We start from the raw sequence: 26,838 nt of genomic DNA, 5'->3' as shown, positions 1-26,838 counted from the left end.
ATGCAGGGGGCCGGGCCGTTCCATGGCCTGGCGTACCTGTGGTGAGCACAGGTACTCGGCGATCTGGCCATGGCCACCGGGTCATGCCGCCAGCAGCCCCGCCAGTTCCGGCGCCGCCGCCCGCAGCTGCGACCTCGTGCGGCCCAGGTGCTCCTGCAGGGCCAGGCCCTGGTGACCGACCAGCTGGCCCAGGTCGCGGCGATTGGCCCCTTCGATCTCCAGTTCCAGCAGCGCCAGGGCGTCCGGATTCGCCTCGCGCAGCGTTTCGATCGCGGCCTCGAGATCGGCCTGCAGCAGGTGGTCGGCCTCCGGTGCGGCGATCACATCGGCCAGGGTGGTGTCGCCGTCATCCGCACCCAGCAGCGGGGTGGAAAGGCTGCGGGGTGTCACCAGCGTTCCGCTGCGCATCGCCCGGTAGACCGTCTCGGAAACGCCCAGCTCCGCCATGATCTCGGCGTCGGTGAGCCCGGCGGGCAGATACCTGGCCCGTTGCGCCAGCTGGGCGACGTAGGTGGGCAGGCGGATCAGCCCGCCGCTGTCGCACAGCCGCCCCACCTCCTGCTTGATCCACCACATCGCCACGGTGCTGAGGGCGTAGCCGCGGGTGGGATCGAAGCGTTCCACCGCCTTCGCCAGGCCCAGGGTGCCCTGCTGCAGTAGATCCTCATAGGGGATGCCCAGCTTCTCGGCGCGGTGCCGATAGGGCCTGGCAGCCCCCACGATCAGTTTCAGGTTGCTGCGGATCAGCCGATCACGGGCGCGCAGGCCGGCGCGCTGCTGGCCTGGGGTGGCGTCTGGCTGCTGGCCCGCCTGCACCACCCGCGCCAGGTGGAGGGTCGCGTTCTTGCTGAGCAGCGGCGCCTGGGCGGCGGCGTTCATCCAGGTGGTCACCGCATCACCACTGGTGCCCCGCCGCCCCCTGGTGCTGGTGGGGGCGCTCATCGGGGTGCCCCGGCCCCTGCCCCTGTGGGGTCGGCGGCCCCGGCGGGGGTGAGCCCGGCCAGCTGCAGCAGCTGGAGGAGATCGCCGGTCGTGGTGGCGGCCTGCAGCTGCTGCAGCCAGGCGGCATCGGCAGCGATGGCGGCCTGGATGGCCCCCAGGTCGTCGGGGTTCGCCCCCATGGGGTCGCTCACGCCAGCACTCCGCGGGGGATGGCGCCCTTGGAGGGCAGCAGCGGCGCCGAGCGGATGTTCGGGCGCTTCGTGGTTGTATTCAATGCCGCTGCAATCGCCGCCTCCTTCTTTAGTTTCAGCGCTGTTTCTTCGTCAATGCGTTCGATCGCCTTCTGTAGGCGCTTGCTATAACCTTCCCCAGCCCATGGATTCAGGCCATTATTCTGCCGAAGCAGCTTCTCAATCGCCAGCCGGGATACTTCGGCGCCGTTCAGTAGCACCGCTTCCATGTCGATGGCCTTACGAACCTTCCGCCCCTTCTGCGCTGCAGATCGCTGTTCTTTCAACTGTTCACGCTGCCGCACGGCTTCCAGCTGCTGGCGGATTTCATCTACCTGGCGTCGCGAAACAATCTGGCGACGTTTCGGTGGGCTGCCGCTGTAGAAGGCTTCCAGCAGATCCGGGTCCCACAGCCGCAGCCGCGTTCGCATCGCCACGCTGATTTCATGGGCTGTGGCTGGGAAGGGAACACCCGGCGCGAAGGCTTCCCATCGTGCGCGGAGTGATGGTGTTGCCCTGAGAGGAATCGGCTCGATCGGTGTGCGCATGGGAATCATTATCCTTCCCAGTCAACTATTCCCACCAGGTGCCAGGGCTCTACGGGCGGTTGCGCCAGGGCTGTCGGTGGCGGCCCTGGCGGGGCTCAGCTGGGCCGCTGCAGGGCGGCGGGACTGGTGGCCGACCGCGGGGCCGGTGAGGAAGGCAGGGGCTCCACCGCCGGGGCGGTGCTGACCCACAGCTGAACCGTGGGGGCCACGGGGTCGCCGCTGCTGTTGCGGCTGAGCGGTCCCGGGCGGCCGGGACCGGGCTGGTGGTACTGCCGGGCCATGGCATGGCGGGGCGGCTGGCCACCGCAGTCTCAGGCGGCTGCAGGGGGCCAGCTGGCGGGCCTGGTGCCCTGCTGCGGCTCCTTGGCTGGCCCTGGTGTCCGCGGTGCCCCTGGCGACCCCTGCGGCTGACCCTGGTGGCTCGGGCCAGGCGGTGGGGCGTCTCTGGGGCGCCCCACCGCCGGGCTGGTGCTGCGGGCTGCGACCAGCTGCAGGGCGCTGGCGTCGGTGACACCCTCCAAAAGCTGCGCATGCGCAGCTTTTCCCTCAACCCATTCGGCCACCTGCATCAGCTTCTGCGCCTGGGGGATGGCCAGGCAGGGGTGGGCGGTCTGGGAGTGGAAGGGAGCCCGCAAGGGGCGCTGCCACCCCCACTCTGAAGGTGGCAGGGTCCGCGCTTTCGTAGCGGTGCCCCCACGTCCCGTCGAGTACGGCTGGGACGTCATCCACGCGCAGGAACAGCGCCCGGCATAGGTCGCCACGGGCGTCATGCGTCGCGGCGATCGGCACGGTGCCCCGCCGCTCTGCGCCGGCCAGCCAACGATCCAGCGGGCAGGAGTAGAGCGGCGAGGGGTCGGGGGCGAAAGGTGCAGGCTGATTGCGGCACAACAGCCGAGGCCAGCAGGCGTAGACAGCGGGGTCTACCAGCCAGACGATCTCGGATTCGTCGGCCAGCAGGTGCGGCTCCTGCTCGTGGTTGTAGCCGCAGATGGGGGCGCCGTTGCGCTGCGGCTTGTAGACCTTGATGCGGCCCATCAGGCGGCCTCCCGCTGCTGCCCCTGGCCCTCCAGGATCAGGAGGGAAAGGTCCTGCACCGGTTCAGCTTCTCGCCGTCGGATGGACTTGGAACTCAATGCCAGGTAGACGCCCCATGCGTCACGGCCCGTGAAGCGGCGCATGGGAACGTGCAGGGCGATGGCGGCAACGATCAGCCCGCCTTCCATGACGTAGCCGCCAGCCCAGTCTTCCGCGACATGCTTGAGGCGGTAGCTGCATCCGATGCGGCTGCTGGGGTGTTTGATGGTCTCGATACCCTGCAGCCAGCGGGCGGACCGAACGATGGACAGATCACCATCTTCGGTAAGCCCGTTCCGCCACCGGTCGTCGTACTCGCGTGGTTTGCCGAAGCCGTAGCTGGTGAGTTCGGGGTGAGCCTGTTTTGCCGCTGCCCAGGCACTCCTTGCCCATGCCAGCTCCACGGCGGTGATCGTGGGGATCTGAGATTGTTGTGGCATCGCTTGCCCCCTCCAGGGCGGCGGTCATGGGGTGGGCCGTGCAACCGGCGCCGCCCTCCACCATGGCACCGGGGGCAAGGCGCGGGCACCAGGGGCAGCGGTGTGGCCCCTGGCGGGGCGCTGCAGGTGGTGGCCGGCGGTTGCAGGTGGCCCTGGTGCCCTGCGGCTGGCCCTGGCGGCCACTGCTGTGGCCCTGCGGCGTACCAGGGGAGCACCGTGGCGGACCAGGGCGGCCCGTGAGGGGGCTGCAGCTGGCTGGTGGCCCTGGTGGCTCGCCCCCGGCGGTGGGGCGTCTCTGGGGCGGCCCTGGCTAGGGCTGGTGCTGCAGCGGAGCGCCAGTGCTGGGCGCCAGTGCTGGGGCAGCGGCGGGCGCGGCCTCCGATGGGCTGTGCCGGCTGCAGGATTGGCACAAGGGCGCGGGGTGTTTTTTGGCCGTTTTGGGTGCGTTTCCCTTAGCCAGCCCTTATCTATAAAAGGGAAACGCACCCAAGCCGCTAAGGGAAACGCACCCAAGCTGCCCCCCGCGGGGGCTCAGCCGCCCCCAGCAGCTGCTCCCAGCTGGCCACCCCCTGCAGCGCCCGCAGCGCCCGCTTCAAGCGGTGCAGCCCGCCCGGCCCCATCGCCTCACCGACCGTGCGCTGGGTTGGCTTCACCCCGGCGGGCAGGCCCCCGCGAATCACCTCCACCGCTTCCGCCAGCGCCTGCCACCCCTTGCCGCCGGCCCACCAGCTGATCGTCCGCGAATCGACCACCTCCACGTCGAACGGCATCCCCGACAGGTCGTCGTTGCACACCAGGTAGACCGCCAGCTGTTCGTCGGGGCGCCGCAGGCCCCGCAAGCGATTGATGCCCTGGATCAGTTCTTCGCCGACCCGCTGCCGATACCACCAGCCGAAAGGGTCTTCACCATCGGGCGCCACCGGCTTTGGGTCCAGCAGGCTGAACTCCGCCTGGGCCGCACCGATGTTCGGCCGGGGCAGGCCGATCAGCACCAGGGCGTCGCAGGACTTGAACGCATTGCTCCCCCGGCTGGCGCTCCACCAGGCCCCCTCGCCCTTGCTGGCGTAGCGGCCCAGGTCGATCACACCCAGTTCCGGCCAGCTGGCCTCCTGGTCGATTTCACCGGCCTGCACCACCCGGTCCTCCTCGGCGGGGCCAGGGGTGCGCTCCAGCCGATCGAGCCAGTGCCGCACCTGTAGCGCACGGATCAGCGCCGGCCGGCGCACCCCCTGGCGGTTCTCCCCCCGTTGGCTGCCCATCGGCCCCAGGTCGGGGATCTGCACGAAGCGCACCCCCTCCAGGCCATGGCCCGCCACCGTGCGGACGATCTCGGGCCTGCAGGGGGTGGCGCCTTTCACCAGCCGCCGAATGGTCTCGGTTGGGGTGGTGCCATCGAGGACGACGACCCCAGCGCACCCCTCCAGGGCCTGGCGCACTTCGTTGTTGGGGACCGTCAGGGCCAGGCCCTTATCGGGGGTGGCGCGGATGGCCCCGGCGGTGCCACGCAAGGCATCGACCACGGCCGCCAGCAGCAGCGGCGCGGTCGGTAGGAAGTCGGGCTCATCCTCCGGCGGTAGATCCTGCGGCGGGTGCTGCAGCTGCTCGTCAATGCCGGCGGGGATCTCGAGTTCAGCGGCAAGGTGCCCGAACCGCTGGCGCATTTCCTCAACGCCCAGCCCATGGCGCCGCTCGCTGGCCGCCAGCACCTGCGGGATGGTGCGCAAGGCCTCCAGCAGGGTGAAGATCCGTCCATCGACGGCACCTACCAGCGGCGGCGGATTGCGCAGCCAATCGGCCCAGACCGCCATCAGATCAAACGGCAGGGTGATGGTCTCGGAGGCTGCCGCTTCCAGCTGCACCGCTTCATCGATGACGATGTAGGTGCGCTCCCACGGGATAACACCACCCAGGAGCTTCAAGCCAGGGAGGGATGCCACGGCGCAGCGCGTCCGGGTCGTCTTGCCGGTCACCCAGCGGGCGTTGAAGCCCGGCCGATCCGCCCAGAATGGACAGCCGTCTTGATACCGGCAGCTGAGACAGATCGCATCGGCATCTTCATGGCTGCCACCACCAGCGCGCCAGGCATCGAAGCGAAGGGAAAGGCGACAGCTGGGCGGCTCGATCAGGGGAACACCGGCGCGAACCTCGTCTTTCCGGCGGCGGCGGATCACGGTGACACCGTTCACTTCAACGGCGACGAGCCCGTAGTGGCGGACGAAGGGCAGCGCCCAGCCCTGCAGCGCCGGCACGGTGGGGCTGCGATAGCCGGGGGAGCAGTAGATGATGCGGCAGCCGGGGTGACGGGCTTCCTGCCAGATCCGCGCCAGGTCGGGGACGGCGTGGGTCTTGCCGGAGCCGCAGGGGTCGGGGCAGATCACCAGGGGGCAGGCATCCTCCGAGCGGTCCATGGCGTCGGCCAGTGCCAGCGGCAGCGGCAGGTCGGTGGGCACCTCGATCGGATGGCTGTAGACCGGCCCCGCACCGGCCGGTGTTGAAGCGACGTAGGGCTCCAGCGCCGCCGGGGGCTGGATGCCGCTGGCCGCGATCAGCCGCCGCAGGGACGCCCGGTGCAGCTGCCGGGGGTGGATCGTGGGGGCAATCTCGTCGGGATTCCAGGCGGGGCTGCACCAGCCCGCTTCCCGGCAGATGGCGGCAGCTTCGGCCTGGCCAAAGTGATGCACCAGGCCCGCCAAGATCGGCAGGCACTTCTCGTAGAGGCTCTGCCCCTCAACGGTGCGCAGCGGCACCCCCGGCTGGCGGAGCATTTCGATGGCGGTGGCCCGCTGCTCCGCCCGCGACAGCAGCGAAACCCAGGTCGGATCGTCGTCGGGGCTGCCGTCGTAGGTGCATGGCCCCGGGACGCGTTCCCCCTTGGGGCGGGTGCTGCGGGGCGGCTTCCGGGGCTTCGGCTGCGGCGGTGGCACCAGGGCCAGCAGCTGCTCACGGCTGTAGCGGGGGCCATCGTCGTAGAGCAGGACGGTGGGCTGACGGGTCTTGGGGTGCACCCACCCCGGCATCCGCATCGGCTTGGAGGATGTGGCGCTGCTGTGGTCGGCCGTGGTGTCGATGCCAGCGGCAGCGGCGGCTGCATTCAGCCGGTGCTCGATCGCGATGGCGACGGCACGGAACTCGGCCGGCGTGAGGTGCTGCCCATCGAGCAGACGCCACCAGAAGTGGAGGCTCTTGCCGCCGGTCCATACCTCCGCCGAAGGCCACGGCAGCCCCGCCAGGCCAGGGAGGGATCGCTGCTGCTCCTCACTGGCGGCCCCGTCGCATTCCTGCGGGACGGCGTTGTGGTGGCTGATGTGATCCTTCCCGGCCCCCCAGCGGCGGGGAGCGTTGAAGAGGTCCTGGTGGCCGGCCCACCAGTTGTTGAATCGCCGGAGACGATCTGCTTCCCGCTGCTGGGGCGTCAGGCCATTGGCCTTGGAGAGACCCCAATGCTCGATGCTGGTGCCCCAGTTCTCCGGCTGGGGCAGCGGAACGCCATGGATCAGCCCAAGGCTGGCCTTCGGGTGCTTCCGCAGCAGGGCCTCCGCTTCGTCAAGGGCGGGCGCCTCGCCGGTGCAGGGCAGGTGAATCGTGGGGCCGCCGTAGACGGCCAGCACCAGCGGCCCGGTGTCACGGCCCAGGAAGCGCAGGAACCGAAGTGCCTCAGGCCGGTCGATCCTGAACGCAGAATCGGGCGCTCCTGGGGCAGGCTGTGGCTGTAAAATCATGCTGGGTCCTGAACCCTGTAGAGCAGAAAGTCCCCTTGTGCTGTGGTGGTGCGGGGGGCTTTCTTGCGTTGAGGGTTATGTCGTGGTGGTGAACATTGGGACGGGGGTGTTTGGTGCTGTGGTCATTGGCCGGCACCTGCAGGGGCGAAGCAGCCGAGGCCGGTGACGTCGATGCCTTCGGCGGCGGCACCGATACGGATGCAGCGGCGGATCACGACCGAGCGATCAACCTTCTCCGCCAGGGCGCGGGAGGTGAGCGCCGCGATCATCGGTGCTGGGGCGCGGAAGGTGAGGATGCTTCCGAACGGAACATCATCCCGATCGGGAGGGATTGGTGTTGGCATGGTGTGCTGTGGCTATGGCACAGCGTACATCAGCCGCCGCAACATGCGCCGCCGAGTTGAACACAATTCCCCGAAGTCCTGCCGAAGTTAGGTGCATCTGGGTGCAATCAACTTCTGCAGGTGCAGCCGTAGCAGCTGGGCCGGGCCACCAGCGGTAGGCTGCCCCCTGGCACCACGCTCGGTCCTCGGGCAGCCCCCGCCCTGGCAGGCGGGTCGTGCGGACGGCAGAAAGCCCGGCGGGCGGGGTGGGTGGTTCCCCCGGCCTGTCGGGCGTCCGCTTCCTGGGGCCTGCAGGGCTCAGATCCAGACGGTGGGCTCAGCCGGGCGCCAGGGGAGCGGCCGGCAGGCTGGCGTCAGGTGTCGCAGCGTGATGATTCGCGCCGCCGCGACGGTCGGGTTCACCGGCTGAACTTCGGCGTAGGTGGTTTCCCCGGGAATGACCAGCATTCCCGTCACCTTCCAGGTGTTTTCGCTCCAGCGGTTGCTGCTTTCCCAGACGTGAACTTCGGTGCCGACGTGAATCTGCACCTGTTCTCGGTGTAGCGCAGGGCGGTCACATTCCATTTGTTGCCTCTTTTCGCCCTTGGCGGGGGCGATGGTGGTTCGCCACTCATAGTAGCGCGATTCAGCACGGGACGATGTAACTTTCAGCCGGGGGATTCCAGGCGCCCGCTGTAGTCGCCCGGCCCGATGTCGCCTTCGACGGCGGCAACCGGCACCCTCAGCCACACCTGGCCGTCGCGCATCGGCAGCACCCCCGCGTCCGTCCCCACCACCTCCAGGGCACTGTCACCGGCGCGGATGGAGTGAATCAGGGCCGGCACCAGCAGTGCCGACGCAGCCGGGAACTGCTCGGCGCTCAGCATCCGCTCCACCACCGCCGCCGGGTCGGGCAGCGCCTGGGGTGCCGGCAGGTGGACCTCATCGCCCTGCACCTTCACCCCCCCCGATAGCCAGGCGCCCAGCAGGCCCATCGCTGCTGCAGGGTCCCCCGCCGGGGCGGGTCGGGTCGCGGCGGCATGTTGCAGGGCTGCCAGCTCTGCCTCAGCCCGCTCCAGGGAGCGTCGCAGGTCGGCATCGTCCTGGTCCTGGTCCAGCAGCTGCTGGCGCCCCTGCACCCGCCCCTGGGCCTTGGCGATGGCGTCCTCAAGGTCTTGGTCACGGTCCGCCGGCCGGAACGCCCCCAGCAGCAGCTGGACGATTTCCCCCTGGCGCCCCAGCAGGTGCTGGCGGGCAGCCTCCAGCAGGGTGTCGTAGGTGGTGCGGTGGTTGCATCGGCTGCAACCGATGCGCCGACACCGGAACGCCCAGGGTGCTGACGGCCTGGTGGTGACGCGGTTGAAGCTCATCCGGTAGCCGCAGGCGGCGCAGATCACCTTCCCGCTCAGAGGCGTGGCATGGCCGCTGCGGCGGCTGCTGTTGCTTGCCCGTTCACGGAGGAACACCGCCACGCCGGCCAGGTGCCGCTCCGGGTCGATCAGTGCTTCGAAGGCGTCCTCCTGCACCGCCGGATAGCCACCGTGCCGATCGCGCCGGCCGCCGGTGAGCGCACCCCGCAGAGCAGGGTTGCAGGCCCAGGTCGCGGCACTGCCGCCGCCCCAGCCGTTGATGCCGAACTGCTGCGCCGCGAGGCGGGCGGGGGCATACCGGCTGGGGGCCTGCTCCCACGCGTCCCAGAGCTCGGTGGCAATCTCGGCGCGGCTCCAGGTGCGCCGTTCGGCGAGGGTGCAGAGCCATGGGCGGCGGTCCAGAACCGGGAAGCCCTCGTCGTCAGTGGTGAGGCCGAATGGCACCTTGATCCGCCGGCCGGAGGCGAACCGCTGGCGGAGGCCCGCCTTCGCCCTGGCCACGATGCGCTCGCGCTCAGCTGCGGCCACGCTGCTGAGGATGCCGCTGGTCATGCGCCCCGCCGTAGTGGTCAGGTCCAGCGGATCATCCAGAAGGGTCAGGCTCGGGGCGCTTTCGGCGGCGAATAGCTCAATCACCTCGCCGATGGCGGTCCAGCTCCGGCTCAGGCGGTCCATGCGAACGGCCACCACCTCCGTGATGCGCCCGGCGGCGATGTCGGCCTTGAGGCGCTCCCACTCGGGGCGACGGCGGGCGGTGCCGCTGATGACCTCGCTGTAGATGGCCCCGCAGCCGGCGGCCTGGAGGCGGTCCAGCTGGATGGCCAGGGTCATGCCCTCTGGGTCGCCGGTGGAGAGGCGGGCGTAGCCGACCTTCATGGGTGCAAACGGAGGCAGGTGGGGGCGTGGCCTACCGTAGGCATACCGCCACCCACTGAGGGCTGGGGCCCGGCCAGCACCAGGAACAGCACGATGGCCCCGGCCCCCAGGCCCAGCCGCGCCCAGCGGCCGAGCCCCCGGCCGATGGCCAGCACCGCCCCCAGCAGGACCGTGAGGTGGAAACCGGAGGCGGCCAGCGCGTGGGAAAGACCGGCGACGCGGAAGTCGGCACGCAGCTCGGCCGGCAGGGGCACCACGGCGCTGCCCAGCACCAGGGCCGCCAGCAGGCCGCCCCGCTCCGGGCCCGCCGCGGCCACGAAGCGCACGGCGATGCCGCGGCGCAGATCGGCGATCGGGGTGGCGGGCCGGCGGAGCACCTCCAGCCGCTCCACCGCCAGGCGGGTCCAGGCGCCCTGGCGGGCCAGGCGCTCCGCCGGCCCCGCCAGCAGGGGGTGGGGGGCCGGCCGGGGGCGCCGCAGCTGCCCGCTCACCCGCACGCCCCAGCCCTCGCGCAGCGCCGGACAGACGGGGAAGCCCAGCTCGCTGCGCCCCCCTACCGTCTGCAGCAGCACCCGGCAGGGACCCGGCCCCGCGCCCGCTCCGGCCACGGGGGCCCCGGCCGCCACCGGGTCGCCCAGCAGGTGACCCTGCAGGATCACCGGTTGCGGTCCATCGCCACCGGCGAGCAGCCGCAGCGGGTCGGCCGGTCCGGGCTGGAGCGGCCGCAGCTGGGCCTGGACCAGCACCACGAGCAGCAGCAGCAGCGGCAGCAGGGGGGAGCGGAGCATGCTCCAGGATTCCCGGCGGCGGCCGTAGGCCCTCGCCGCCATCGACACCCATGGCGACGCCACGGGACAATCGCCTCGGCAGATCCCGGGGGTCGGTGATGCAGCGGCAGAGATTCACGTGGCGGCCGATGACCCTGGGAAAGCGGATCGCCCTGCTGGCGCTGCTGCTCTGCCTTGGCCTGGGGGTTGGCCAGGGCCCGCCCGGGCCCGCATGGGCCGGCGAGGGCGGCACCACGGCGGCGGCCGCCCAGGGCTGTGCGACCACTCCCCTCTTCATCGGCCTCGATGGCCGCCGCTACCTGGAGATCCGCCGGGCCCCGGCCGCCCAGAAGCTCGACGACTACGTGCGCCGCGCCAACGCCCGCCTGCTGGAACTGGCGCAGGACCACACCGTCCAGCCCCACCAGCTCGTGGTGCAGGACGAGCCCCCCTTCTCCCTGGTGGGCATCAGGGAGCAGGACGGTCGCTTCAACCCCGAACTGGCCGTGGGCGAGCGCGCGGCGGCCTGCTTCGGGGTGACGCGGCAGCAGCTGGCGCAGCGCTACCGGGACGGCATGCGGCGGGCGATCACCAGCTACCGGGGCAGCCACACGCTCGGGTCCTGGTTGAGGGGAACGGCCCTGGCGGCCTTGGTGCTGGGGTTCTACATCCTGTGGCTGCGGGTGCAGGGGGGGCTCAACCGGAGGCTCCAGCGGCACTTCGCTGATCGCCCCCGCTTCGTCATGCAGGAGCTGAGTCGCCTGGGCCTGGGCGGGTTCGTTGAGGCGGACCACGTGCGACGGATCATGCAGTGGCTTCGGCAGGTGGTGCACTGGTCGCTGGTGCTGGTGATCAGCTATCTGCTGATTCCGCTGCTACTGGGCTTCTTCCCACCCACCGCCGGCATCGCCGAAGGTCTGCGGGGCCAGATCAAGACGGTGGTGCTGGGGTTCCTGGGCGGCATCGTGCAGGCGATCCCCAACCTCGTCTCGATCGGGGTGATCGTGGTCATCACCGTGCTGGCGATCCGTGCCAGCCAGTCCTGGTTCCGCGCCGTCGACCATGGCCGGATCCGGCTTCCCGGCTTCTACCAGGAGTGGGCCCTGCCGACGGCCCGGCTGGTGGCGATCCTGCTCTGCATGGCCGGTCTGGCGGCCGCCTTCCCCTACATCCCCGGCTCCGGCAGCAAGGTGTTCCAGGGGGCCGGTCTGTTCATCGGCGCCCTGGCGGCGCTGGGCTCCAGCGCCATCGCCAGCAACATCATCAGCGGACTGATGCTCATCTACACCCGGGCCTTCCGCGAAGGCGACCGGGTGGAGATCAACGGGGTGGTGGGGGTGGTGCAGGACCGGGCCCTGCTGGTGACCCGCCTGCAGACACCGCGCAACGAACTGGTGAGCATTCCCAATGCCAGCGTGATCGGCGCCTCGGTGGTGAACTACAGCTTCTCCCGCCGGGAGATCAGCCAGCCCGTGGCGATCGCCACCACGATCACCATCGGCTACGACGTTCCCTGGCGGCAGGTGCACGCGCTGATGCTGGCGGCAGCGCGGAGCGTCCCTGGCATCACCGACGAGATCGATCCGTTCGTGCTCCAGACCGCCCTCAACGACTTCCACATCAGCTACGAACTCACGGCCTTCGTGCGCGCACCGGACACCTACCGCCAGACCCTCTCGGAGGTGCTGGCGGCCCTTCAGGATCAGTTCGCCGCCGCCGATGTGGAGATCCTCTCGCCGGGCTATCACGCCATCCGCAACGGCAACCGAAGCACCGTGCCGAAGAACGGCTGAGCGATCCCCCGGGAACAACCAGGCGGAACCATCAGGCTGAAGAGACCAGCTGCCGCTTCTGCCAGCTCAGGAACAGGGTGCTGACGATCACGGTGATCAGCACGTAGCTGAGCAGGCCGGGGATCAGGCCCGGCAACCCCTTGCCGTAGGTCAGGGCCAGCTGGGCGGCCAGTCCGGTGTTGCGCATCCCCGACACCAGGGCCACGGTGCGGCGTTCCAGCGGGTCCGAACCGGCCAACCCGTAACCGATCGCCAGGCTGAGCACGCTGAGCACGGCCATGCCGGCCAGGGCCACCAGGTTCTGCTGCAGGAAGGGCAGCAGCTGCTTGCCGGCGAGCAGCAGCAGGGCCGCCATCATCACCATCAGCAGCACGGTGGCCAGGGACCCGAGGGCCCGGCTGCAGCGCCGCGCCAGCTCGGGCTGCCACTGCCCCAGCAGCACCCCGGCGACCACCGGCAGCACCTGCACCTTCAGCACCTGGCCCGCCACCTGGCCGGGGGTGATCCCCCAGTCGGCCACCTCCCAGCCCCGCAGGCCGGCGCCGGTGCGGAAGATCACCTCCATCAGCGGAACCGTGACGATCGCCAGCAGCGCCGCGCCGATCTGCAGCCGCGCGGCCAGCTCGGCCGTGCCGCCGCTGCTGCGCACCCGGAACAGGATCAGGGGGGCGCTGGGGCAGGCCAGCATCAGGGCCATGGCCACCCAGGCGGGCCGGCTCAGCAGGCCATGCAGGGGCAGCAGCACCAGGGCCAGCCCGGCCAGGGGCACCAGCACGCAGGTGCCCAGCAGCACGCGCCAGAGGAAGGCGGGGCGATCCCTGAGCAGAAGGAACGGGTACTGCTTCAGCCCCAGGCCCAGGCTGAACATCAGGGTGACGATGGTGGCCGAGACCAGAACGCCGGCGGCTTCGCGCATGGTGATCAACCGAGAGGGGAACCCATCACCAGCAGCACAAAGGCGAACGCACCGATGAGGGTGAGGGCCATCGCCGTGATGGTGCTGATCGAACGCTGATCGGTATAGAGAAAGTCGTCGCGTCGGATCAGCTTGAGCGTGCGCAGGTGCTGGCGGGTCGCCGCGGCCATCGCCAGGATGCCGACGAGCACGAAGCCCATGGACACCAGCCGCACACTCAGACCGGCATGGGCACTGCCATCGAAGCGGCTCCTGTTGATGGCACCGATGATCTTGTCGAGCCCGAAGCCGAAGCTGATCAGCGACAGGCAGGTGCGGATCCAGGCCATCAACGTGCGCTCAGCCGCCGCCCGGTTGCGCTCCTTGGCCAGTTCGTTGTTGAGGTTGGCCATCTAGGGAGAAAGGGTCTCGGTGGTGGAACTCTGCTGACGCTGCTGGCGCTGGGCCTCCTCGAACTTCATCTCCAGCTCCACTTCCCGGCCCAGAAAGACGTTGAGGAAGGTGCGGATGACGGCGATGACACCCAGCTGGATCAGGTTCTGGTTGGAGGGGGCCGTGGTGGTGGCGACGATATCGGCGGCCAGCTGGAACTCCAGGGCCATCGACAGCCAGCTGCCGAAGGTGAGGCGGAGGCTGTTGAAGCGCCGGCTGACGGGTTCGCGGCGGTGGCGGCCGGGGCCCAGCCTCTGGCGCCCGGCCTGGAGCAGGGTGGCCGCGAACCCCAGCGCCACGCACACCAGCGACACGCCCTCGAGCACGAAGCGCAGGCCGACGGCGAACCGCTCGAGCCACTCCACCAGAGGAAACTCCGGCATGGCTCAGACCCTCACGATGCAGCGGAAGCCCATGTGGCAGGTGGAGGTGTCGATCCCCTGGGCCATGCGGGCGGCGGGCCGATAGCGGCGGCAGTAGCTGGGGGCGCACAGAAAGGAGCCACCCTTCACCACCTTGCGCGGCTGGTTCCCGTGCTGGGAGCCCGGATCGATGCTGGCCTGCCGGCAACACCCTTCGGGTTTGTCGCCCGTGGCGGCGTGGCCGCCATACCAGTCGTCGGTCCACTCCCAGACGTTGCCGATCATGTCGAGCAGGCCGTAGCCGTTCGGCGGGAAGGCCCCCACCGGCGAGGTGCGCTCCCAGCCGTCGAGGAGGCTGTTGTGGTGCGGGAAGTCCCCCTGGAAGGTGTTGGCCATGGGCCGGCCGCCGGGGTGGAGCTCGTCCCCCCAGGCGAACTCACCCTGCTCTCGGCCGCCGCGGGCGGCCCGCTCCCACTCGGCCTCCCTGGGCAGCTGCTTGCCGGCCCAGGCGGCGTAGGCCGCCGCGTCCCCATGGGCCACATGCACCACGGGGTGGTGCTCCCGCATCCGGATCGAGCTGCCCGGTCCTTCGGGGTGGCGCCAGCAGGCCCCGGGCAGGTACTGCCACCAGCGGTAGGGATCGCCCGTGCCGATCGGCCCGGGCGGCGGCACGAACACGATCGAGGCCGGGACCAGCAGCTCCGGCAGGGCTCCGGGATAGTCGGCCGGATCGGCCGGCCTCTCCGCCAGGGTGACGTAGCCCGTGGCCTTCACGAACTTCTGGAACTGGGCGTTGGTGACCGGGGTGCGGTCGATCCAGAAGCCCCCCACCGCCACCCGGTGGGCCGGGGCCTCCTCCGGGTAGTGGTGGTCGGAGCCCATCTCGAAGCTGCCCTCGGGAATCCAGACCATGTCCCGCGCCGGCGGGCGCCCCGGCCGGGGGGCCGGGGCGGATCGCGTCGGTGAGGGGGAGCGCTCCGGGGTCATGGCGGGGGCGACGACGGCGAGCCCCTCAGTGGCCGCCGCTGGCGGCGGCGGTCATCTTGGCGATCACATCCTCCAGGGAGAAGCTGGCCGCCTTCTGGCGGGGCGGATAGGCCTGGAACGTGGCCAGGAACCGACTCGCGATCACCTGGGCCGGCACCAGGGCGAAGGCGTGGTCAAGCATCCAGTCCCAGTAGGTGTTGGAGGTGATGTCGGCCCGCTCATAGGGATCGGTGAGCAGGTTGAAGATCTTCGGCACCCGCAGCGGCGTGAAGGGCTCCGCCCAGACCTGCAGCGTGCCGGTGGCGCGCTGCTCCATGAACACGAACTTCCAGTTGTCGTAGCGCAGGCCGGTGAGATCGCCGTCGTCGGAGAAGTAGAAGAATTCCACCCGGGGGCTCTTGTCGCTCTGGCCGGTCCAGTAGTCGAGCATGTTGTAGCCATCCAGGTGGATCTTGAAGGTCTTGGAGCCCACCGTGTGGCCCTCCAGGAGCTTCTCCTTGATCTGCGGTTCGCCGGCCGCCGCCAGCAGGGTGGGCAGCCAGTCGAGATGGCTGACGATGCCGGTGTAGAGGGTGCCTGGGGCGATCTTCCCAGGCCAGCGCACCAGGGCCGGCACCCGGTAGGCCCCTTCCCAGTTGGAGTTCTTCTCGTTGCGGAAGGGCGTCATGCCGGCGTCGGGCCAGCTGTTCATGTGGGGCCCGTTGTCGGTGCTGTACATCACGATCGTGTCATCGGCGATGCCCAGTTCATCGAGCAGGTCGAGCATCTCGCCGATGCAGTTGTCGTGATAGATCATCACGTCGTGGTACTCCGACTGCCACCGCCCCGACTGGCCGATGTCCTGGGGACGGGCATGGGTGCGGAAATGCATGTGGGTGGTGTTGAACCACACGAAGAAGGGCTCACCGGAGGCCACGGCATCACGGATGAAGCGCTTGGCCTCGGCGAGGAACTCCTCATCGCAGTTCTGCATCCGCTTCTTGGTGAGCGGACCGGTGTTCTCGATCCGCTGGGTGCCATCACCGTTGGCCCAGCAGTGCAGCACGCCCCGGGGGCCGAAGTTCTTCTGGAAATCGGGGAAGTCCTCCGGCTTGGGATAGTCGGGCAGCTCGGGCTCCTCCTCGGCGTTGAGGTGGTAGAGGTTGCCGAAGAACTCGTCGAAGCCGTGCATCGTCGGCAGATGCTCGTCGCGGTCGCCGAAGTGGTTCTTGCCGAACTGGCCGGTGCGGTAGCCCAGCGGCTGCAGCAGTTCGGCGATGGTGGGATCCTCGGCGCGGTAGCCCAGCTCGGCGCCCGGCAGCCCCACCTTGCTGAGGCCGGTGCGGAACACACTCTGGCCGGAGATGAAGGCCGCGCGGCCGGCGGTGCAGCTCTGCTCGGCGTAGTAGTGGATGAAGCGGCCGCCCTCCCTGGCGACCCGGTCGATGTTGGGGGTCTGGTACCCCATCAGGCCGTCGCTGTAGCAGCTGAGGTTGCTCTGGCCGATGTCATCGCCCCAGAGGATGAGGATGTTGGGCTGGCCGTTGGGCATGGCGGGGAACACCCGGCGGGTGAGGAAGTGGGGTAGGAAGAGGGCACAGGCCCCCAGTTGTCACGTGACGGTCGCCACGGATCCGGAGGACACGCCCCCAAAGGATGCACAGAGCGGCGCGATCCGAACACTCAAAAAGTGCGGTTCCGCCGTTCCCGTCTCCCGGTCCGTCCAGGACATCGCCCGCCTGGAGGCGGTGCTCAGCCCCCTGCTGCCGGTGCAGCTCACCCAGCTCGCCGGCGGCCGCCTGCACAGCGAGCTGCTGGCCCTCGACCTGGGGGCGCTCCAGGTGCTGCGGCTGCGCTTCGATCGCCCCCTGCACGCGGGTGGGGCCAAACCCAGCGGCCGCCAGCTGATCGCCCTCGACCTGGAGGAGACCGCCGGCCGGCCCGTGATGCGCTCCCACGGCCTGGAGCTGCCGGCCACGGCGTTCTTCGGCCTCTCCGCACGCGGTGAGATCCACCTCACCACACCCGAGCGCTGCAGCCTGGCGTTGCTGAGCCTGGATCGGGACACCTTCCTGCAATGGGCCCGGGATCTGGGCGGACCGGGGCTGGAGGAGCAGCTGGAGGGTGTCAACTGGGAGACGATCGATCCGCTGCGCTTCCAGGGGGTGAGGGCCTGCCTGCGCCGGATCTTCCGCCTGGCCGAGCGGTCGCCGGCCCTGTTGGAGGATCCGGCGATCCGCCGGCGGCTGGGGGGGGATCTGGTGCCCCTGCTGGTGGAGGCCCTGGTGCACCGCAGCGGCCACGGGGAGCGGCTGGCGCGGCCGCCGGCCCGGATCGAGCTGGTGAAGGCCGCCCAGGCCTGGATGGCGGAGCATCCCCACGAACCGATCAGCCTCGATGGGCTCTGCCGCCAGGTCGCGGCCGGTCGGCGCAGCCTGCTGCAGGGGTTCCGGGAGCACCTGGGGATGGGCCCGATGGCCTACCTCAAGATCCGTCGCCTGCACGGCATGCGGCAGGCCCTGCTGGCGGCCGATCCGCAGGCCACGCGGATCTCCGAGCTGGCCGCTCAGTGGGGATTCATGAACGCGGGGCACTTCGCCCGCGATTACCACAGCCTGTTCGGCGAACATCCCCGGACCAGCCTCCGGGCCTGAACGTCCTGACCTCCCCTCCCCTCCCCATGAACGAGAGCAAGCCCCGCCCGTTGCCTGTCCTGGCCAGCCTGGCCCTGGTGCTGCCGGCCCTGGTGCCGGCGGCGAGCCTTGCCGAGCCGGCCCGGGGCCGCGCAACGGAGGCCACCTGGATCGGCCAGGAGCTGCGGCTGCCGCCCGCGGCCCCGGCGGATGCGGCGCAGGAGAGGGCTCAGGCGGAGCCGGCCTCCGGGGAGCCGGCCCCTGCCACCCCGTCCGCCCCCCCCTGGAGCGGCACCGTCGAGCTGTACGGCTTCGCACCACTGCGCACCCTTGGCACCACCACGATCCGGGGCCAGGAGGCGGAGGTGGACCAGGACCTGGGGGAGATCCTCGACATCCTGCGATTCGCCGCCTCCGCCCGCGGCAGCATCGAAAAGGACCGGGTGGGCCTGCAGGCCGACCTCTGGTACACCAGCCTGGGCGACTCGGCGGCGCGCCTGGTCGGCCCCCGGCAGCTGTTCACGACGACGGCCGATGTGGGCCAGACCCTGGGGATCTACGACTTCGCCCTGCGTTACCGGTTCGGCGAGCGGGAATCGGCCCTGGGCAAGCCCGGCACCTACTCGGTGATCCCCTATGCCGGTATCCGGCTGATCGATGGCCGCCTCAACCTGGCAGCCACCCTCGACGGCCCCTTCGGACGCACCCTGCTGGAGCCCACCCGCAACTTCCAGCGCACCTGGGTGCAGCCCCTGGTGGGCACCCAGGCCACCGTCTTCCTCTCGCCGCGCCTGCGGGCCTTCGCCCGCGGCGACATCGGCGGCTTCGGCCTGGGCGGCCAGCAGGACCTCAGCGGCAATGCCCAGGTGGGCCTGGGCTATGCGGTCGGCGACAACACCGATCTGAACGTCTCCTGGCGCTACATGGGCCTGAAATGGAACAACGGGGACCAGCAGGCCAACGGCTTTTCCGTGAACATGAACGGCATCGAAATCGGTGTGAAGTTCTTCTTCGGCGGCGCTCCCAGGGGCACGGCGGTGGCCAGCACGCCCTGAGCCTCAGAAACTCGGCAGCTTGAGCATCAGTTCACAGAGCTGGGGGCTGGGCAGCTCCTGACCCAGCAGCGGCGCGACCAGGGCAGCCAGGGGCCGCAGCCGGCAGGGCCAGATGGCCCGTTCGGTGAGGCGGCCGGCCTGGAAGGCGCCGAGCACCAGCACCGCCACCAGCAGGGTGCGCTTCACGCCGGCGGTTCGTTCAGCAGGGGGAAGCCCAGGGCGCGGCGCTCCTCCAGCCAGGCCTCGGCCACCTGGCGCGCCAGGTGGCGGATGCGGCCGATGGTGGCGGTGCGCTCGGTCACCGAGATCACGCCGCGGGCCTCCAGCAGGTTGAAGGTGTGGCTGCACTTGAGCACGTGGTCGAGGGCCGGGGCGGGCAGCCCGGCCGCCACCAGATCGGCGGCCTCGGCCTCATGCAGGGCGAACAGCTGCAGCAGGCGTTCGGGATTGGAGGCCTCGAAGTTGTAGGTGCACTGCCCCTTCTCGAAGGGCAGCCAGATGTCGCCGTAACTGCGCTCGCCGTTCCAGCGCAGGTCCCAGATGCTCTCCACGTCCTGGAGGTACATCGCCAGCCGCTCCAGGCCGTAGGTGATCTCGATCGACACCGGCCGGCAATCGAGGCCGCCGCACTGCTGGAAATAGGTGAACTGGGTCACCTCCATGCCGTCGAGCCACACCTCCCAGCCCACGCCCCAGGCCCCGAGGGTGGGGGATTCCCAGTTGTCCTCCACGAAGCGGATGTCGTGGTCGGCGGCATGGATGCCCAGGGTTTCCAGCGAGGCCAGGTAGGTCTCCTGGATGGCATCCGGGGAGGGCTTGATCAGCACCTGGTACTGGAAGTAGTGCTGGGCCCGGTTGGGGTTGTCGCCGTAGCGGCCGTCGGTGGGGCGCCGGCAGGGCTCGGGGTAGGCCACCGCCCAGGGCTCCGGGCCGATCGCCCGCAGCACGGTGTGGGGGCTCATGGTGCCGGCGCCCTTCTCGGTGTCATAGGGCTGCAGGATCAGGCAACCCTGGTCGGCCCAGAACCGGTTGAGGCTGGCGATGATGTCCTGGAAGAGCATGGTGCGCCGGTCGGGTACGGGCCAGGACGGCAGGGAAGTCGGTTTGATGCTGCCAGATCGCCTCAGGCCTGCAGCTCCAGCAACCCCATCAGGCCGCCGGCCAGGGGGCGGTGGCGGGCCGCGGCGAAGCCGGCGGCGCGGGCCAGCTCCTCCTGGGCCGGGCCGGTGGGGAAGCGGGCCAGGCTCTCCTCCAGCCAGGCGTACTGCTCGGGCAGGCCCACGGCACGTGCGGCCGGCACCACCAGGCGGCGCAGGTAGAAGCGCTGGAAGGCCGCCGGCACTGAGGCCGGATCGGGCCGGTTGAAATCCAGCACCGCCGCCCGCCCGCCGGGCCGCAGCAGGCGCCGCAGCTCCACCAGGCCGGCGGCGGGATCGGCCAGGTTGCGCAGGCCGTAGGCCATCACCGCCCCATCCGCCCAGCCGTCGGCCAGGCCGGTGGCCAGGGCATCGCCCTGCTGCCACTGCAGGGGCAACCAGGGCTGGCGCGCCGCCCGGCCCTCGGCGATGGCCAGCGGGGCGGCGGCCGCATCCAGGCCCAGCACCAGCCCGCCGGGCCTGACGCGGGAGGCCAGCACCAGGGCCAGGTCGCCGGTGCCGCAGCAGAGGTCCAGCAGGCGCTGGCCGGGGCGGGGGCGCAACCAGAGCAGGGCCTGACGCTTCCAGAGCCGGTGCAGCCCCAGGCTGAGCAGATCGTTCAGCTGGTCGTAGCGGGGGGCGATGGTGTCGAACAGATCGCTGATCTGCCGGGGATCAACGGTGGCCAAATCGGGGTGGATCGGGGGTGGGATCGGGCTTCAGCCCTTGCCCTGCAGGGTGAGGGAGTCGTCCCAGGGCAGCACGATCGCATCCAGGCTGACGCCGGTCACCTCATGGTCGGGGGCCGCCAGACCACGGGCCTCGAGCCGCACCGGGCTGGTGAAGGTGAGCACCATCACCGTGGCCAGGCCCACCGCCGCCGAGCAGACCATGCAACCGGCGAGCATCAGGGAGAACTCGCGGCGGTCGGTGGCGGCCTGCATCAACTGGAGCGCCCAGGCCACCAGCGCGATCACCACCACGACCACCACCAGCGCGATGACCGTGAACAGGGGCGTCGGCAGCAGCAGGAAGGCGTTCAACGATGCACCGGAGGCCACGGACGTTACTCAATGTTACGGCGCCTGAGGGAGGCGGTGCGATCGCCGCTGCAGCGAGCGATTCATCCCACCGCTACGGCCGTCAGCAGGGGCCGCACCGGCAGGCCCCGCTGCAGCAGATCGGTCTTGATCTCCTCGACGGTGAGGACCCCGTCGTGCAGCAGGGAAGCCAGCAGGGCGGCCGAGGCACCGGCGACCTCGAGGGCGGCGGCGATGTGGTCGATGCAGCCAGCGCCTCCGGAGGCGATCACCGGCACCTCCACGGCCTCCACCACGGCCCGGGTCAGGGCGAGGTCGTAGCCCGCCTGGGTGCCGTCGCCGTCCATGGACGTGAGCAGGATCTCCCCGGCCCCGAGCGCCACCACCCGGCGGGCCCAGGCCACCGCATCGAGGCCGGTGTTCTCCCGCCCCCCCTTGACGAACACGTCCCAGCCCGGGGGCTCCTCGCCGACGCTGGGGCGGCGGCGGGCATCGATGGCCACCACGATGCACTGGCAGCCGAAGCGATCGGCGCCGGCCGTCACCAGCTCGGGGGTGCGGACCGCTGAGGAATTGAGGCTCACCTTGTCGGCGCCGGCTCGCAGCAGCTCGGTGATGCCATCGACGCTGACGATGCCACCCCCCACCGTGAAGGGGATCGTCACCGCCTCGGCGGTGCGGCGCACCATGTCGACGAGGGTGGCGCGGCCCTGGTGGCTGGCGGCGATGTCGAGGAAGACGAGTTCGTCGGCCCCGGAGGCGCTGTAGCGGCAGGCCAGTTCCACCGGGTCGCCGGCGTCGCGCAGCCCGACGAAATTGACCCCCTTCACCACCCTGCCGTCGGCCACGTCGAGACAGGGGATGATCCGCTTGGCTACCACGGGTTCGCTGTTAGGGTTGCGCGACTTTCTAATCGCGCCGGACATGGCCCAGGCTGGCATCACCATCGGTTCGAAGGTGCGGGTCACCCGCGTGCGCGATCGGATCCCGGCCGGCCTGGTGGCCGCCCTCAAGGCCGATGCCACCGGCACGGTGAAGGATTTCCGTGTCACCGACGGCACCGGCATCGGTGTGGTGGTGGAGCTCAGCGGCGGCACCACCACCTGGTTCTTCGACGACGAAATCACCCCTGCCTGAGACGGCCCAACCCATGAGCCAGAGCCCCGAACCCAGCGCCGGCTCCCCAGGCGTCTCCGGTGGCGCCCGGCAGCTGCTCGGGATGAAGGGCGCCGCCGGCACCTCCAACATCTGGAAGATCCGGCTGCAGCTGATGAAGCCCGTCACCTGGATCCCCCTGATCTGGGGGGTGATCTGCGGGGCGGCGGCCTCCGGCAACTTCCACTGGACCCTCGCCGAGGTGGGGGCGTCCGTGGCCTGCATGCTGATGAGCGGGCCGCTGCTGGCCGGCTACACCCAGACGATCAACGACTACTACGACCGCGAGATCGACGCGATCAACGAGCCCTACCGGCCGATTCCCTCCGGGGCGATCCCCCTCGGCCAGGTGCGTCTGCAGATCGTGGTGCTGCTGCTGGCCGGGCTGGCCGTGGCCTGGGGCCTGGATGTCTGGGCCGGGCACCGCACGCCGGTGCTGCTGCTGCTGGCCCTGGGCGGCTCGTTCGTGAGCTACATCTATTCGGCGCCACCGCTGAAGCTGAAGCAGAACGGCTGGCTGGGCAACTACGCCCTGGGCGCCAGCTACATCGCCCTGCCCTGGTGGGCGGGCCAGGCCCTGTTCGGCCAGCTCACCTGGGGCACGGCCCTGCTCACCCTGGCCTACAGCCTGGCGGGGCTGGGCATCGCCGTCGTCAACGACTTCAAGAGCGTTGAAGGGGATCGGGCCCTGGGCCTGCAATCGCTGCCTGTGGTGTTCGGAATCCAGCGGGCCAGCTGGATCAGTGCCGGCATGATCGACATCTTCCAGCTGGCGATGGTGGCGGTGCTGATCGCCATCGGCCAGCACTTCGCCGCCGTGCTTCTGGTGCTGCTGATCATTCCCCAGATCACCTTCCAGGACATCTGGCTGCTGCGCGATCCCGTCGCCTTCGACGTGAAGTACCAGGCCAGCGCCCAGCCGTTCCTGGTGCTGGGGATGCTTGTCACCGCCCTGGCCATCGGCCACAGTGATCTGACCCGCATCGCTGCGCTGACGGCAACGCTGCCATGACCAGGGTGGGCCTGTCCACGGCCACCAGCGGCCCGCGGCAACCCGGTGAGCCGCCACCCAGCCGGCCTAAGCGACGCTCCGGCTGGCGCCTGCTCGCCCCGGCCCTGGCGGCGACCGCCGTCGGCGGAGTGGTGGCCCTGGGGCAGACGACCCTGGTGCGCGCCCTCGACGGGATGCTCCCCGATGCGGGCCGCATCACCAGCTTCAACCGGCCGGGGACGATCACGATCCTCTCCTCCGACGGCCAGGTGGTGCTCAAGAAGGGGCCGGCCACCCGCGAAAAACTTCCCGCCGGCAAGATGCCGCTGCTGATCCAGCGCGCCTTCGTGGCCGCCGAGGACCGGCGCTTCTACCAGCACGACGGCATCGATCTGCTCGGCATCAGCCGGGCCGTGATGCGCAACGTCCAGCAGGGTGCCGTCGAGGAGGGCGCCAGCACGATCACCCAGCAGCTGGCCCGCACCGTGTTCCTGAGCCAGGACCGCACGATCATGCGGAAGCTCAAGGAAGCGGCCCTGGCCGGAAAGATCGAGCGCCAGCTGAGCAAGGCGCAGATCCTCGAGCAGTACCTCAATTACGTCTACCTGGGCTCCAGCGCCTACGGCGTCTCCGATGCGGCCTGGATCTACTTCTCCAAACGTCCCGACCAGCTCACCCTGCCGGAGGCGGCGCTGATCGCCGGCCTGCCGCCGGCCCCTTCGGTGTATTCGCCCCTGGTGAATCCGGAGGTGGCGCTGCGGCGGCGCTCGATCGTGCTGCAGCGCATGCGGGAGGCGGGCTTCATCGACGATGAGCAGCTGCAGCGGGCCGACGCCGCCCCCCTGGCGCTGAAACCGGCGGAACCGAAGTTCTTCTACAACCCGGCCCCCTGGTACACCAGCTGGCTGGAGCAGGAGCTGCCCAAGGTGCTCAGCAAGGAGCAGCTGGAGGTGGGCGGGCTCACGATCCGCAGCGGTCTGAATGCGGCCTGGCAGGCCCAGGCCCAGAAGACGATCGACTCCTACGCCACGGGCAGCATGGAGGGGGCCCTGGTGGCCATGGAGCCCGGCACGGGGCTGGTGCGGGCGATGGTGGGGGGCAAGGACTGGGAGAAGACCCAGTTCAACCGGGCCTCCCAGGCGCTGCGCTCCCCGGGCTCCACCTTCAAGCTGTTCGTCTATCTGACGGCCCTCAAGCTGGGGATGAAGCCGGAGGACACGGTGCTGGATTCGGCCCGCTGCTTCGGCAGCTATTGCCCCAAGAACTTCGGCAACCGCTACATGGGCCGGGTGAGCCTGGCCACGGCCCTGCAGAACTCCCTCAACATCGTGGCGGTGGGGCTGCTCCAGAAGCTGGGCTATGACCCGGTGATCGCCACCGCCAAGAGCCTCGGCATCCACCGGGAACTGGGCCGCTACCTGTCGATGGCGATCGGCGCCAACGAGCAGACGGTGCTCGACATGACGGCGGCCTATGCGGCGCTGGTGAACCGCGGCGTGTACATCCAGCCGCTGCCCTTCGAGGAGATCTACGGGCCGGAAGGGGAGCTGCTCTGGTCGCGCCGGGCCAACGGTCCCCGCGGCACCCGGGCGGTGAGCAGCGACATCGCCGACGCGATGGTCTGGATGCTGCAGCAGGTGGTGCAGGGCGGCACCGGCGGCGGCGCCGCCCTGGCCGACCGGGCGGTGGCCGGCAAGACGGGCACCTCGGAAGGGGGGCGGGATCTCTGGTTCATCGGCTCCATCCCCCAGCTCACCACCGGCGTCTGGCTGGGGTACGACAACAACCGGGAGACGGGCACCACCAGCGTGCTGGCCACCTACGCCTGGCGGACGTTCATGGAACCGGTGACCAAGGGGATGCCGGTGCAGAAGTTCCCGCCCAAGCCGAAGCTCACCGGCACCTTCAAGCCGGTGCCGGGCAAGAAGACCACCGAGCGCGACGCCCGACCGGAGGACAGCGGCAGCCGCGAGACCCAGCGCTGGCAGCCGCCGGAGCAGGAGCCCAGCCGCACCGATCCCCCCGAGCGGGAGCCCTCCACGGAACAGCCGCCCACCCAGAGCGAGCCGACCCCGTCGGCGCCGCCGAACAATCCCGTCGCCGCACCCCGCTCCCGCGACGCGGCCATACCCCCGCCGCCACCGCCGGAACCCGCCGCCCCCCTGCCGCCACCGCCCCCCGTCGCCGCACCACCGCCACCGCCCTAGGCGGCCCCCGGCCCCCGCAGCAGCGCCGCATAGAAGCCGTCGCCACCGCCGCACTCCGCCGCCGCGGGAGTGGGCCACCACTGACGCTCCTCCAGCAGGGTCCAGTCCGGATGGGCCGCCAGCAGCGCGGCGATCAGGGCGCCGTTCTCCCGCGGTTCCACCGTGCAGGTGGCATAGAGGAGCCGGCCGCCGGGGGCCAGCAGCGGCAGCATCGCCTCCAGCAACTGGCGCTGCAGGATCACCAGCCCGTCGATGGCATCGGGGGTGATCCGCCAGCGGGCATCGGGGTGGCGGGCCAGGGTGCCGAGTCCCGAGCAGGGGGCATCCAGGAGAATCCGCTCGAAATGGCCCTGCCAGTGGGGCTTCAGCTCCCCGAGGCCGGTGGCGTCGGCGGCCAGGGAGCGGATCGTGGTGAGGCCCAGCCGCTCGGCGTTGCGATCCACGCGCCGCAGCCGGGCTTCGGAGCGATCCAGCGCCCACACCTCGCCCCGGTCGCCGATCAGCTCCGCCAGGTGGGTGCTCTTGCCCCCCGGGGCGGCGCAGGCATCCAGGATCCGCTGGCCGGGTCGGGGGTCGAGCAGGGGGGCGATGGCCTGGGCGCTGCGGTCCTGCACGCACCAGAGCCCTTCGCCATAGCCCGGCAGCTCGCGGGGATCGCCCACCCGCTCCAGCAGGGTGAGGCCATGGGGGGTCTCGGGCAGGGCGCGGGCGGTCACGCCGGCGTCCGTGAAGCGCTGCAGCAGGGCGTCCCGGGTGGTGCGCAGGCCATTGACCCGCAGGTCGAGGGGCGGCACCGCGTTGCAGGCAAGGGCGAAGGCCTCGGCCCGCTCCGGCGGCAGCCAGTCGAGCAGCCCGGCGCTGAGCCAGGGGGGCAGGGAGCGGCGCACGGCCAGGGCGGCGGCCGGGTCAGCCGGCAGCGTCAGCCCATCCCAGGGCTCCTGGCAGGGTCCGGTGCCGACCGGCCCCTCGCGCCGCCGCAGCAGGGAGCGCAGCAGGCCGTTCACCACCGGTGCCAGCTTGGCCAGGCCGGCGCGCTTGGCCAGCGCCACCGTGGTGCTCACCGCCGCCGCCGCCGGCACCCGGTCGCTGAACAGAAGCTGGTAGAGCCCCACGTGCAGCAGCCAGCGCAGGGCCGGGGGCTGGCGCTGGGCGCTCACCTTGCCGAGGGCGTCGATCCAGGCGTCGAGCAGCCGCCGCTGGCGGATGGCCCCGTAGGCGATCTCGGTGGCCAGGGCGCGGTCGGCGGGCGACAGGCCACCGCCGGCGCGGGCCAGGGAGGCCAGCTCCCGCTCCAGGGCGGCGTCGGCGTAGGCGCCGGCCGCGACCGCCTGCAGCACCTGCCAGGCCAGCTGCCGGGAGGCCAGGCCGGGGACGACGTCGCTGGCGTGAATCGGCGGGCTCCCGGGACGGATCAATCCTTTGTACAGGACCGCAGGGCTGGGCCTGGGGGCTCGGGGGTCCAGGCGTCGCCGGCCTCCGGCAGGAGCGCGGCGGGCGGGTGCCAGCGGTGCCGGGCCAGGGGCAGGCGCCCGTCGGGGGCCACGGCGATCCCCTCGGCCAGGAGCAGCTCCCGCTGCATCCAGTCGCTGCCCTCGCGGCCGGGGCTCATGGCGATGCGCCCCTGGGCGTTCACCACCCGGTGCCAGGGCACCTCGGAGGGCAGGGGCAGGCGCCGCAGGGCCCAGCCCACCTGGCGGGCGCAGCCCCAGGCCCCGATCAGCTCGGCGACCTGGCCGTAGGTGGCCAGCTGGCCGGGGGGGATGTGGGCCACCATCGCGTAGACGCGACGGTCAAAGGGGCGTCCGGAGTCGGCGGCAACCGGGCTGGCCATGGCGGACGCGGCGCGGGGGACAGGGAGGGCAA

29 protein-coding genes are annotated in these 26,838 nt (G+C 70.7%); 6 read left to right on the top strand and 23 right to left on the bottom strand.

Annotated elements, in window-relative coordinates; all coding sequences use genetic code 11:
• Nucleotides 1-81 precede the first annotated feature (81 nt).
• The 11 genes from KUG38_RS01900 to KUG38_RS01850 all read right to left on the bottom strand — a co-directional run bounded on the left by KUG38_RS01900 (nucleotide 82) and on the right by KUG38_RS01850 (nucleotide 10,310).
• A complete protein-coding gene (locus tag KUG38_RS01900) occupies nucleotides 82-942 on the bottom strand; it encodes a sigma-70 family RNA polymerase sigma factor (protein ID WP_216918798.1) in 861 nt (286 codons plus the stop codon).
• Complete coding sequence (locus tag KUG38_RS01895) at nucleotides 939-1,121, bottom strand: hypothetical protein (RefSeq protein ID WP_216918797.1); 183 nt, start codon at nucleotides 1,119-1,121, stop codon at nucleotides 939-941. The genes KUG38_RS01900 and KUG38_RS01895 overlap by 4 nt, the downstream gene beginning before the upstream one ends.
• Nucleotides 1,122-1,129: 8 nt before the next feature.
• Nucleotides 1,130-1,720: a hypothetical protein gene (locus KUG38_RS01890; RefSeq protein WP_216918796.1), complete on the bottom strand. Its 591-nt coding sequence runs from the start codon at nucleotides 1,718-1,720 to the stop codon at nucleotides 1,130-1,132.
• 95 nt (nucleotides 1,721-1,815) lie between these two features.
• Nucleotides 1,816-2,001, bottom strand: coding sequence for a hypothetical protein (locus KUG38_RS01885; RefSeq protein ID WP_216918795.1), 186 nt, complete (start codon nucleotides 1,999-2,001; stop codon nucleotides 1,816-1,818).
• A gap of 265 nt (nucleotides 2,002-2,266) precedes the next feature.
• The gene (locus KUG38_RS01880) at nucleotides 2,267-2,755 is read right to left on the bottom strand and encodes a hypothetical protein (RefSeq protein ID WP_216918794.1); all 489 of its coding nucleotides are present in this window, start codon (nucleotides 2,753-2,755) and stop codon (nucleotides 2,267-2,269) included.
• Entirely contained in the window at nucleotides 2,755-3,234 is a 480-nt protein-coding gene (locus KUG38_RS01875; RefSeq protein WP_216918793.1) for a hypothetical protein, read from the bottom strand. The genes KUG38_RS01880 and KUG38_RS01875 overlap by 1 nt, the downstream gene beginning before the upstream one ends.
• Before the next feature lie 494 nt (nucleotides 3,235-3,728).
• Nucleotides 3,729-6,842, bottom strand: coding sequence for a hypothetical protein (locus KUG38_RS01870; RefSeq protein ID WP_216918792.1), 3,114 nt, complete (start codon nucleotides 6,840-6,842; stop codon nucleotides 3,729-3,731).
• 233 nt (nucleotides 6,843-7,075) lie between these two features.
• A complete protein-coding gene (locus tag KUG38_RS01865) occupies nucleotides 7,076-7,222 on the bottom strand; it encodes a hypothetical protein (RefSeq protein ID WP_216918791.1) in 147 nt (48 codons plus the stop codon).
• A 372-nt stretch (nucleotides 7,223-7,594) separates the two neighbouring features.
• Nucleotides 7,595-7,825, bottom strand: a complete 231-nt coding sequence (locus tag KUG38_RS01860) for a hypothetical protein (protein WP_216918790.1) — start codon at nucleotides 7,823-7,825, stop codon at nucleotides 7,595-7,597.
• A 119-nt stretch (nucleotides 7,826-7,944) separates the two neighbouring features.
• Entirely contained in the window at nucleotides 7,945-9,522 is a 1,578-nt protein-coding gene (locus KUG38_RS01855) for a recombinase family protein (protein ID WP_216918789.1), read from the bottom strand.
• Nucleotides 9,519-10,310 (bottom strand): ComEC/Rec2 family competence protein, encoded by a 792-nt coding sequence (locus KUG38_RS01850; RefSeq protein ID WP_353617695.1) that lies wholly within the window; start codon nucleotides 10,308-10,310, stop codon nucleotides 9,519-9,521. The genes KUG38_RS01855 and KUG38_RS01850 overlap by 4 nt, the downstream gene beginning before the upstream one ends.
• A gap of 128 nt (nucleotides 10,311-10,438) precedes the next feature.
• On the opposite strand from KUG38_RS01850, the gene KUG38_RS01845 reads away from it, so the two are divergent.
• Nucleotides 10,439-12,082 (top strand): mechanosensitive ion channel family protein, encoded by a 1,644-nt coding sequence (locus KUG38_RS01845; protein WP_286195532.1) that lies wholly within the window; start codon nucleotides 10,439-10,441, stop codon nucleotides 12,080-12,082.
• Between the two features lie 31 nt (nucleotides 12,083-12,113).
• On the opposite strand, the gene KUG38_RS01840 is transcribed toward KUG38_RS01845, so the two are convergent.
• The 5 genes from KUG38_RS01840 to KUG38_RS01820 are packed head-to-tail and all read right to left on the bottom strand — an operon-like array spanning nucleotide 12,114 to nucleotide 16,310.
• Nucleotides 12,114-12,998 (bottom strand): bile acid:sodium symporter family protein, encoded by an 885-nt coding sequence (locus KUG38_RS01840; RefSeq protein WP_216918787.1) that lies wholly within the window; start codon nucleotides 12,996-12,998, stop codon nucleotides 12,114-12,116.
• Between the two features lie 5 nt (nucleotides 12,999-13,003).
• Nucleotides 13,004-13,390, bottom strand: coding sequence for a YidH family protein (locus KUG38_RS01835; RefSeq protein WP_216918786.1), 387 nt, complete (start codon nucleotides 13,388-13,390; stop codon nucleotides 13,004-13,006).
• Nucleotides 13,391-13,813, bottom strand: a complete 423-nt coding sequence (locus KUG38_RS01830) for a DUF1622 domain-containing protein (protein ID WP_216918785.1) — start codon at nucleotides 13,811-13,813, stop codon at nucleotides 13,391-13,393.
• Nucleotides 13,814-13,816: 3 nt separating this feature from the next.
• Complete coding sequence (locus KUG38_RS01825) at nucleotides 13,817-14,779, bottom strand: formylglycine-generating enzyme family protein (RefSeq protein ID WP_216918784.1); 963 nt, start codon at nucleotides 14,777-14,779, stop codon at nucleotides 13,817-13,819.
• Between the two features lie 25 nt (nucleotides 14,780-14,804).
• Nucleotides 14,805-16,310: an arylsulfatase gene (locus KUG38_RS01820; protein ID WP_094586107.1), complete on the bottom strand. Its 1,506-nt coding sequence runs from the start codon at nucleotides 16,308-16,310 to the stop codon at nucleotides 14,805-14,807.
• Between the two features lie 64 nt (nucleotides 16,311-16,374).
• On the opposite strand from KUG38_RS01820, the gene KUG38_RS01815 reads away from it, so the two are divergent.
• Together KUG38_RS01815 and KUG38_RS01810 are read left to right on the top strand one after the other, a co-directional pair.
• Complete coding sequence (locus KUG38_RS01815; protein ID WP_353617694.1) at nucleotides 16,375-17,412, top strand: helix-turn-helix domain-containing protein; 1,038 nt, start codon at nucleotides 16,375-16,377, stop codon at nucleotides 17,410-17,412.
• A gap of 26 nt (nucleotides 17,413-17,438) precedes the next feature.
• A complete protein-coding gene (locus KUG38_RS01810) occupies nucleotides 17,439-18,446 on the top strand; it encodes a hypothetical protein (protein WP_216918782.1) in 1,008 nt (335 codons plus the stop codon).
• A gap of 3 nt (nucleotides 18,447-18,449) precedes the next feature.
• On the opposite strand, the gene KUG38_RS01805 is transcribed toward KUG38_RS01810, so the two are convergent.
• The 5 genes from KUG38_RS01805 to hisF form a co-directional block, all read right to left on the bottom strand.
• Complete coding sequence (locus tag KUG38_RS01805) at nucleotides 18,450-18,632, bottom strand: hypothetical protein (RefSeq protein WP_159815919.1); 183 nt, start codon at nucleotides 18,630-18,632, stop codon at nucleotides 18,450-18,452.
• A complete protein-coding gene (glyQ, locus tag KUG38_RS01800) occupies nucleotides 18,629-19,507 on the bottom strand; it encodes a glycine--tRNA ligase subunit alpha (protein WP_190610942.1) in 879 nt (292 codons plus the stop codon). The genes KUG38_RS01805 and glyQ overlap by 4 nt, the downstream gene beginning before the upstream one ends.
• Before the next feature lie 62 nt (nucleotides 19,508-19,569).
• Complete coding sequence (ubiE, locus tag KUG38_RS01795; protein WP_216918781.1) at nucleotides 19,570-20,271, bottom strand: bifunctional demethylmenaquinone methyltransferase/2-methoxy-6-polyprenyl-1,4-benzoquinol methylase UbiE; 702 nt, start codon at nucleotides 20,269-20,271, stop codon at nucleotides 19,570-19,572.
• 30 nt (nucleotides 20,272-20,301) lie between these two features.
• Nucleotides 20,302-20,625 carry a hypothetical protein gene (locus KUG38_RS01790; protein ID WP_094586113.1) on the bottom strand — a complete coding sequence of 108 codons (324 nt, stop codon included), beginning with the start codon at nucleotides 20,623-20,625 and terminating at the stop codon, nucleotides 20,302-20,304.
• Between the two features lie 80 nt (nucleotides 20,626-20,705).
• Nucleotides 20,706-21,503: an imidazole glycerol phosphate synthase subunit HisF gene (gene hisF / locus KUG38_RS01785; protein WP_216918780.1), complete on the bottom strand. Its 798-nt coding sequence runs from the start codon at nucleotides 21,501-21,503 to the stop codon at nucleotides 20,706-20,708.
• 43 nt (nucleotides 21,504-21,546) lie between these two features.
• Between hisF and petP the strand changes: the two genes are divergently transcribed.
• From petP to KUG38_RS01770, 3 genes are read left to right on the top strand one after another with little or no spacing between them, the layout of a single operon-like run.
• Complete coding sequence (gene petP, locus KUG38_RS01780; protein ID WP_094586115.1) at nucleotides 21,547-21,759, top strand: cytochrome b6f subunit PetP; 213 nt, start codon at nucleotides 21,547-21,549, stop codon at nucleotides 21,757-21,759.
• A 13-nt stretch (nucleotides 21,760-21,772) separates the two neighbouring features.
• The gene (gene chlG / locus KUG38_RS01775; RefSeq protein WP_216918779.1) at nucleotides 21,773-22,789 is read left to right on the top strand and encodes a chlorophyll synthase ChlG; all 1,017 of its coding nucleotides are present in this window, start codon (nucleotides 21,773-21,775) and stop codon (nucleotides 22,787-22,789) included.
• A complete protein-coding gene (locus KUG38_RS01770) occupies nucleotides 22,786-24,975 on the top strand; it encodes a transglycosylase domain-containing protein (RefSeq protein ID WP_216918778.1) in 2,190 nt (729 codons plus the stop codon). Before chlG ends, KUG38_RS01770 begins: the two co-directional genes overlap by 4 nt.
• On the opposite strand, the gene KUG38_RS01765 is transcribed toward KUG38_RS01770, so the two are convergent.
• Together KUG38_RS01765 and KUG38_RS01760 are read right to left on the bottom strand one after the other, a co-directional pair.
• Nucleotides 24,972-26,390 (bottom strand): 16S rRNA (cytosine(967)-C(5))-methyltransferase, encoded by a 1,419-nt coding sequence (locus KUG38_RS01765; protein ID WP_216918777.1) that lies wholly within the window; start codon nucleotides 26,388-26,390, stop codon nucleotides 24,972-24,974. The two genes, KUG38_RS01770 and KUG38_RS01765, sit on opposite strands and share 4 nt — an antisense overlap.
• On the bottom strand, nucleotides 26,387-26,806 hold the full coding sequence (locus KUG38_RS01760; protein WP_216918776.1) for an MGMT family protein: 420 nt from the start codon (nucleotides 26,804-26,806) through the stop codon (nucleotides 26,387-26,389). The genes KUG38_RS01765 and KUG38_RS01760 overlap by 4 nt, the downstream gene beginning before the upstream one ends.
• Nucleotides 26,807-26,838: the final 32 nt, after the last annotated feature.

It is taken from the genome of Synechococcus sp. CCAP 1479/9 (genome assembly GCF_019038535.1).
Lineage (GTDB): Bacteria > Cyanobacteriota > Cyanobacteriia > PCC-6307 > Cyanobiaceae > Cyanobium.
Note: the sequence above shows the minus strand (reverse complement) of the source record. Positions and strands in the feature narration are given on the sequence as shown.

What these genes read in the sequence shown, in the direction of transcription:
- KUG38_RS01760 (WP_216918776.1), bottom strand. Translation starts at nt 26,806, where the DNA reads ATGGCCAGCCCGGTTGCCGCCGACTCCGGACGCCCCTTTGACCGTCGC.
- KUG38_RS01850 (WP_353617695.1), bottom strand. Translation starts at nt 10,310, where the DNA reads ATGCTCCGCTCCCCCCTGCTGCCGCTGCTGCTGCTGCTCGTGGTGCTG.
- KUG38_RS01895 (WP_216918797.1), bottom strand. Translation starts at nt 1,121, where the DNA reads ATGGGGGCGAACCCCGACGACCTGGGGGCCATCCAGGCCGCCATCGCT.
- KUG38_RS01845 (WP_286195532.1), top strand. Translation starts at nt 10,439, where the DNA reads ATGACCCTGGGAAAGCGGATCGCCCTGCTGGCGCTGCTGCTCTGCCTT.
- KUG38_RS01875 (WP_216918793.1), bottom strand. Translation starts at nt 3,234, where the DNA reads ATGCCACAACAATCTCAGATCCCCACGATCACCGCCGTGGAGCTGGCA.
- glyQ (WP_190610942.1), bottom strand. Translation starts at nt 19,507, where the DNA reads ATGCTCTTCCAGGACATCATCGCCAGCCTCAACCGGTTCTGGGCCGAC.
- KUG38_RS01885 (WP_216918795.1), bottom strand. Translation starts at nt 2,001, where the DNA reads ATGGCCCGGCAGTACCACCAGCCCGGTCCCGGCCGCCCGGGACCGCTC.
- KUG38_RS01890 (WP_216918796.1), bottom strand. Translation starts at nt 1,720, where the DNA reads ATGCGCACACCGATCGAGCCGATTCCTCTCAGGGCAACACCATCACTC.
- KUG38_RS01855 (WP_216918789.1), bottom strand. Translation starts at nt 9,522, where the DNA reads ATGAAGGTCGGCTACGCCCGCCTCTCCACCGGCGACCCAGAGGGCATG.
- KUG38_RS01840 (WP_216918787.1), bottom strand. Translation starts at nt 12,998, where the DNA reads ATGCGCGAAGCCGCCGGCGTTCTGGTCTCGGCCACCATCGTCACCCTG.
- KUG38_RS01880 (WP_216918794.1), bottom strand. Translation starts at nt 2,755, where the DNA reads ATGGGCCGCATCAAGGTCTACAAGCCGCAGCGCAACGGCGCCCCCATC.
- petP (WP_094586115.1), top strand. Translation starts at nt 21,547, where the DNA reads ATGGCCCAGGCTGGCATCACCATCGGTTCGAAGGTGCGGGTCACCCGC.
- KUG38_RS01865 (WP_216918791.1), bottom strand. Translation starts at nt 7,222, where the DNA reads ATGATCGCGGCGCTCACCTCCCGCGCCCTGGCGGAGAAGGTTGATCGC.
- KUG38_RS01820 (WP_094586107.1), bottom strand. Translation starts at nt 16,310, where the DNA reads ATGCCCAACGGCCAGCCCAACATCCTCATCCTCTGGGGCGATGACATC.
- KUG38_RS01810 (WP_216918782.1), top strand. Translation starts at nt 17,439, where the DNA reads ATGAACGAGAGCAAGCCCCGCCCGTTGCCTGTCCTGGCCAGCCTGGCC.
- KUG38_RS01900 (WP_216918798.1), bottom strand. Translation starts at nt 942, where the DNA reads ATGAGCGCCCCCACCAGCACCAGGGGGCGGCGGGGCACCAGTGGTGAT.
- chlG (WP_216918779.1), top strand. Translation starts at nt 21,773, where the DNA reads ATGAGCCAGAGCCCCGAACCCAGCGCCGGCTCCCCAGGCGTCTCCGGT.
- KUG38_RS01770 (WP_216918778.1), top strand. Translation starts at nt 22,786, where the DNA reads ATGACCAGGGTGGGCCTGTCCACGGCCACCAGCGGCCCGCGGCAACCC.
- KUG38_RS01835 (WP_216918786.1), bottom strand. Translation starts at nt 13,390, where the DNA reads ATGGCCAACCTCAACAACGAACTGGCCAAGGAGCGCAACCGGGCGGCG.
- KUG38_RS01825 (WP_216918784.1), bottom strand. Translation starts at nt 14,779, where the DNA reads ATGACCCCGGAGCGCTCCCCCTCACCGACGCGATCCGCCCCGGCCCCC.
- KUG38_RS01830 (WP_216918785.1), bottom strand. Translation starts at nt 13,813, where the DNA reads ATGCCGGAGTTTCCTCTGGTGGAGTGGCTCGAGCGGTTCGCCGTCGGC.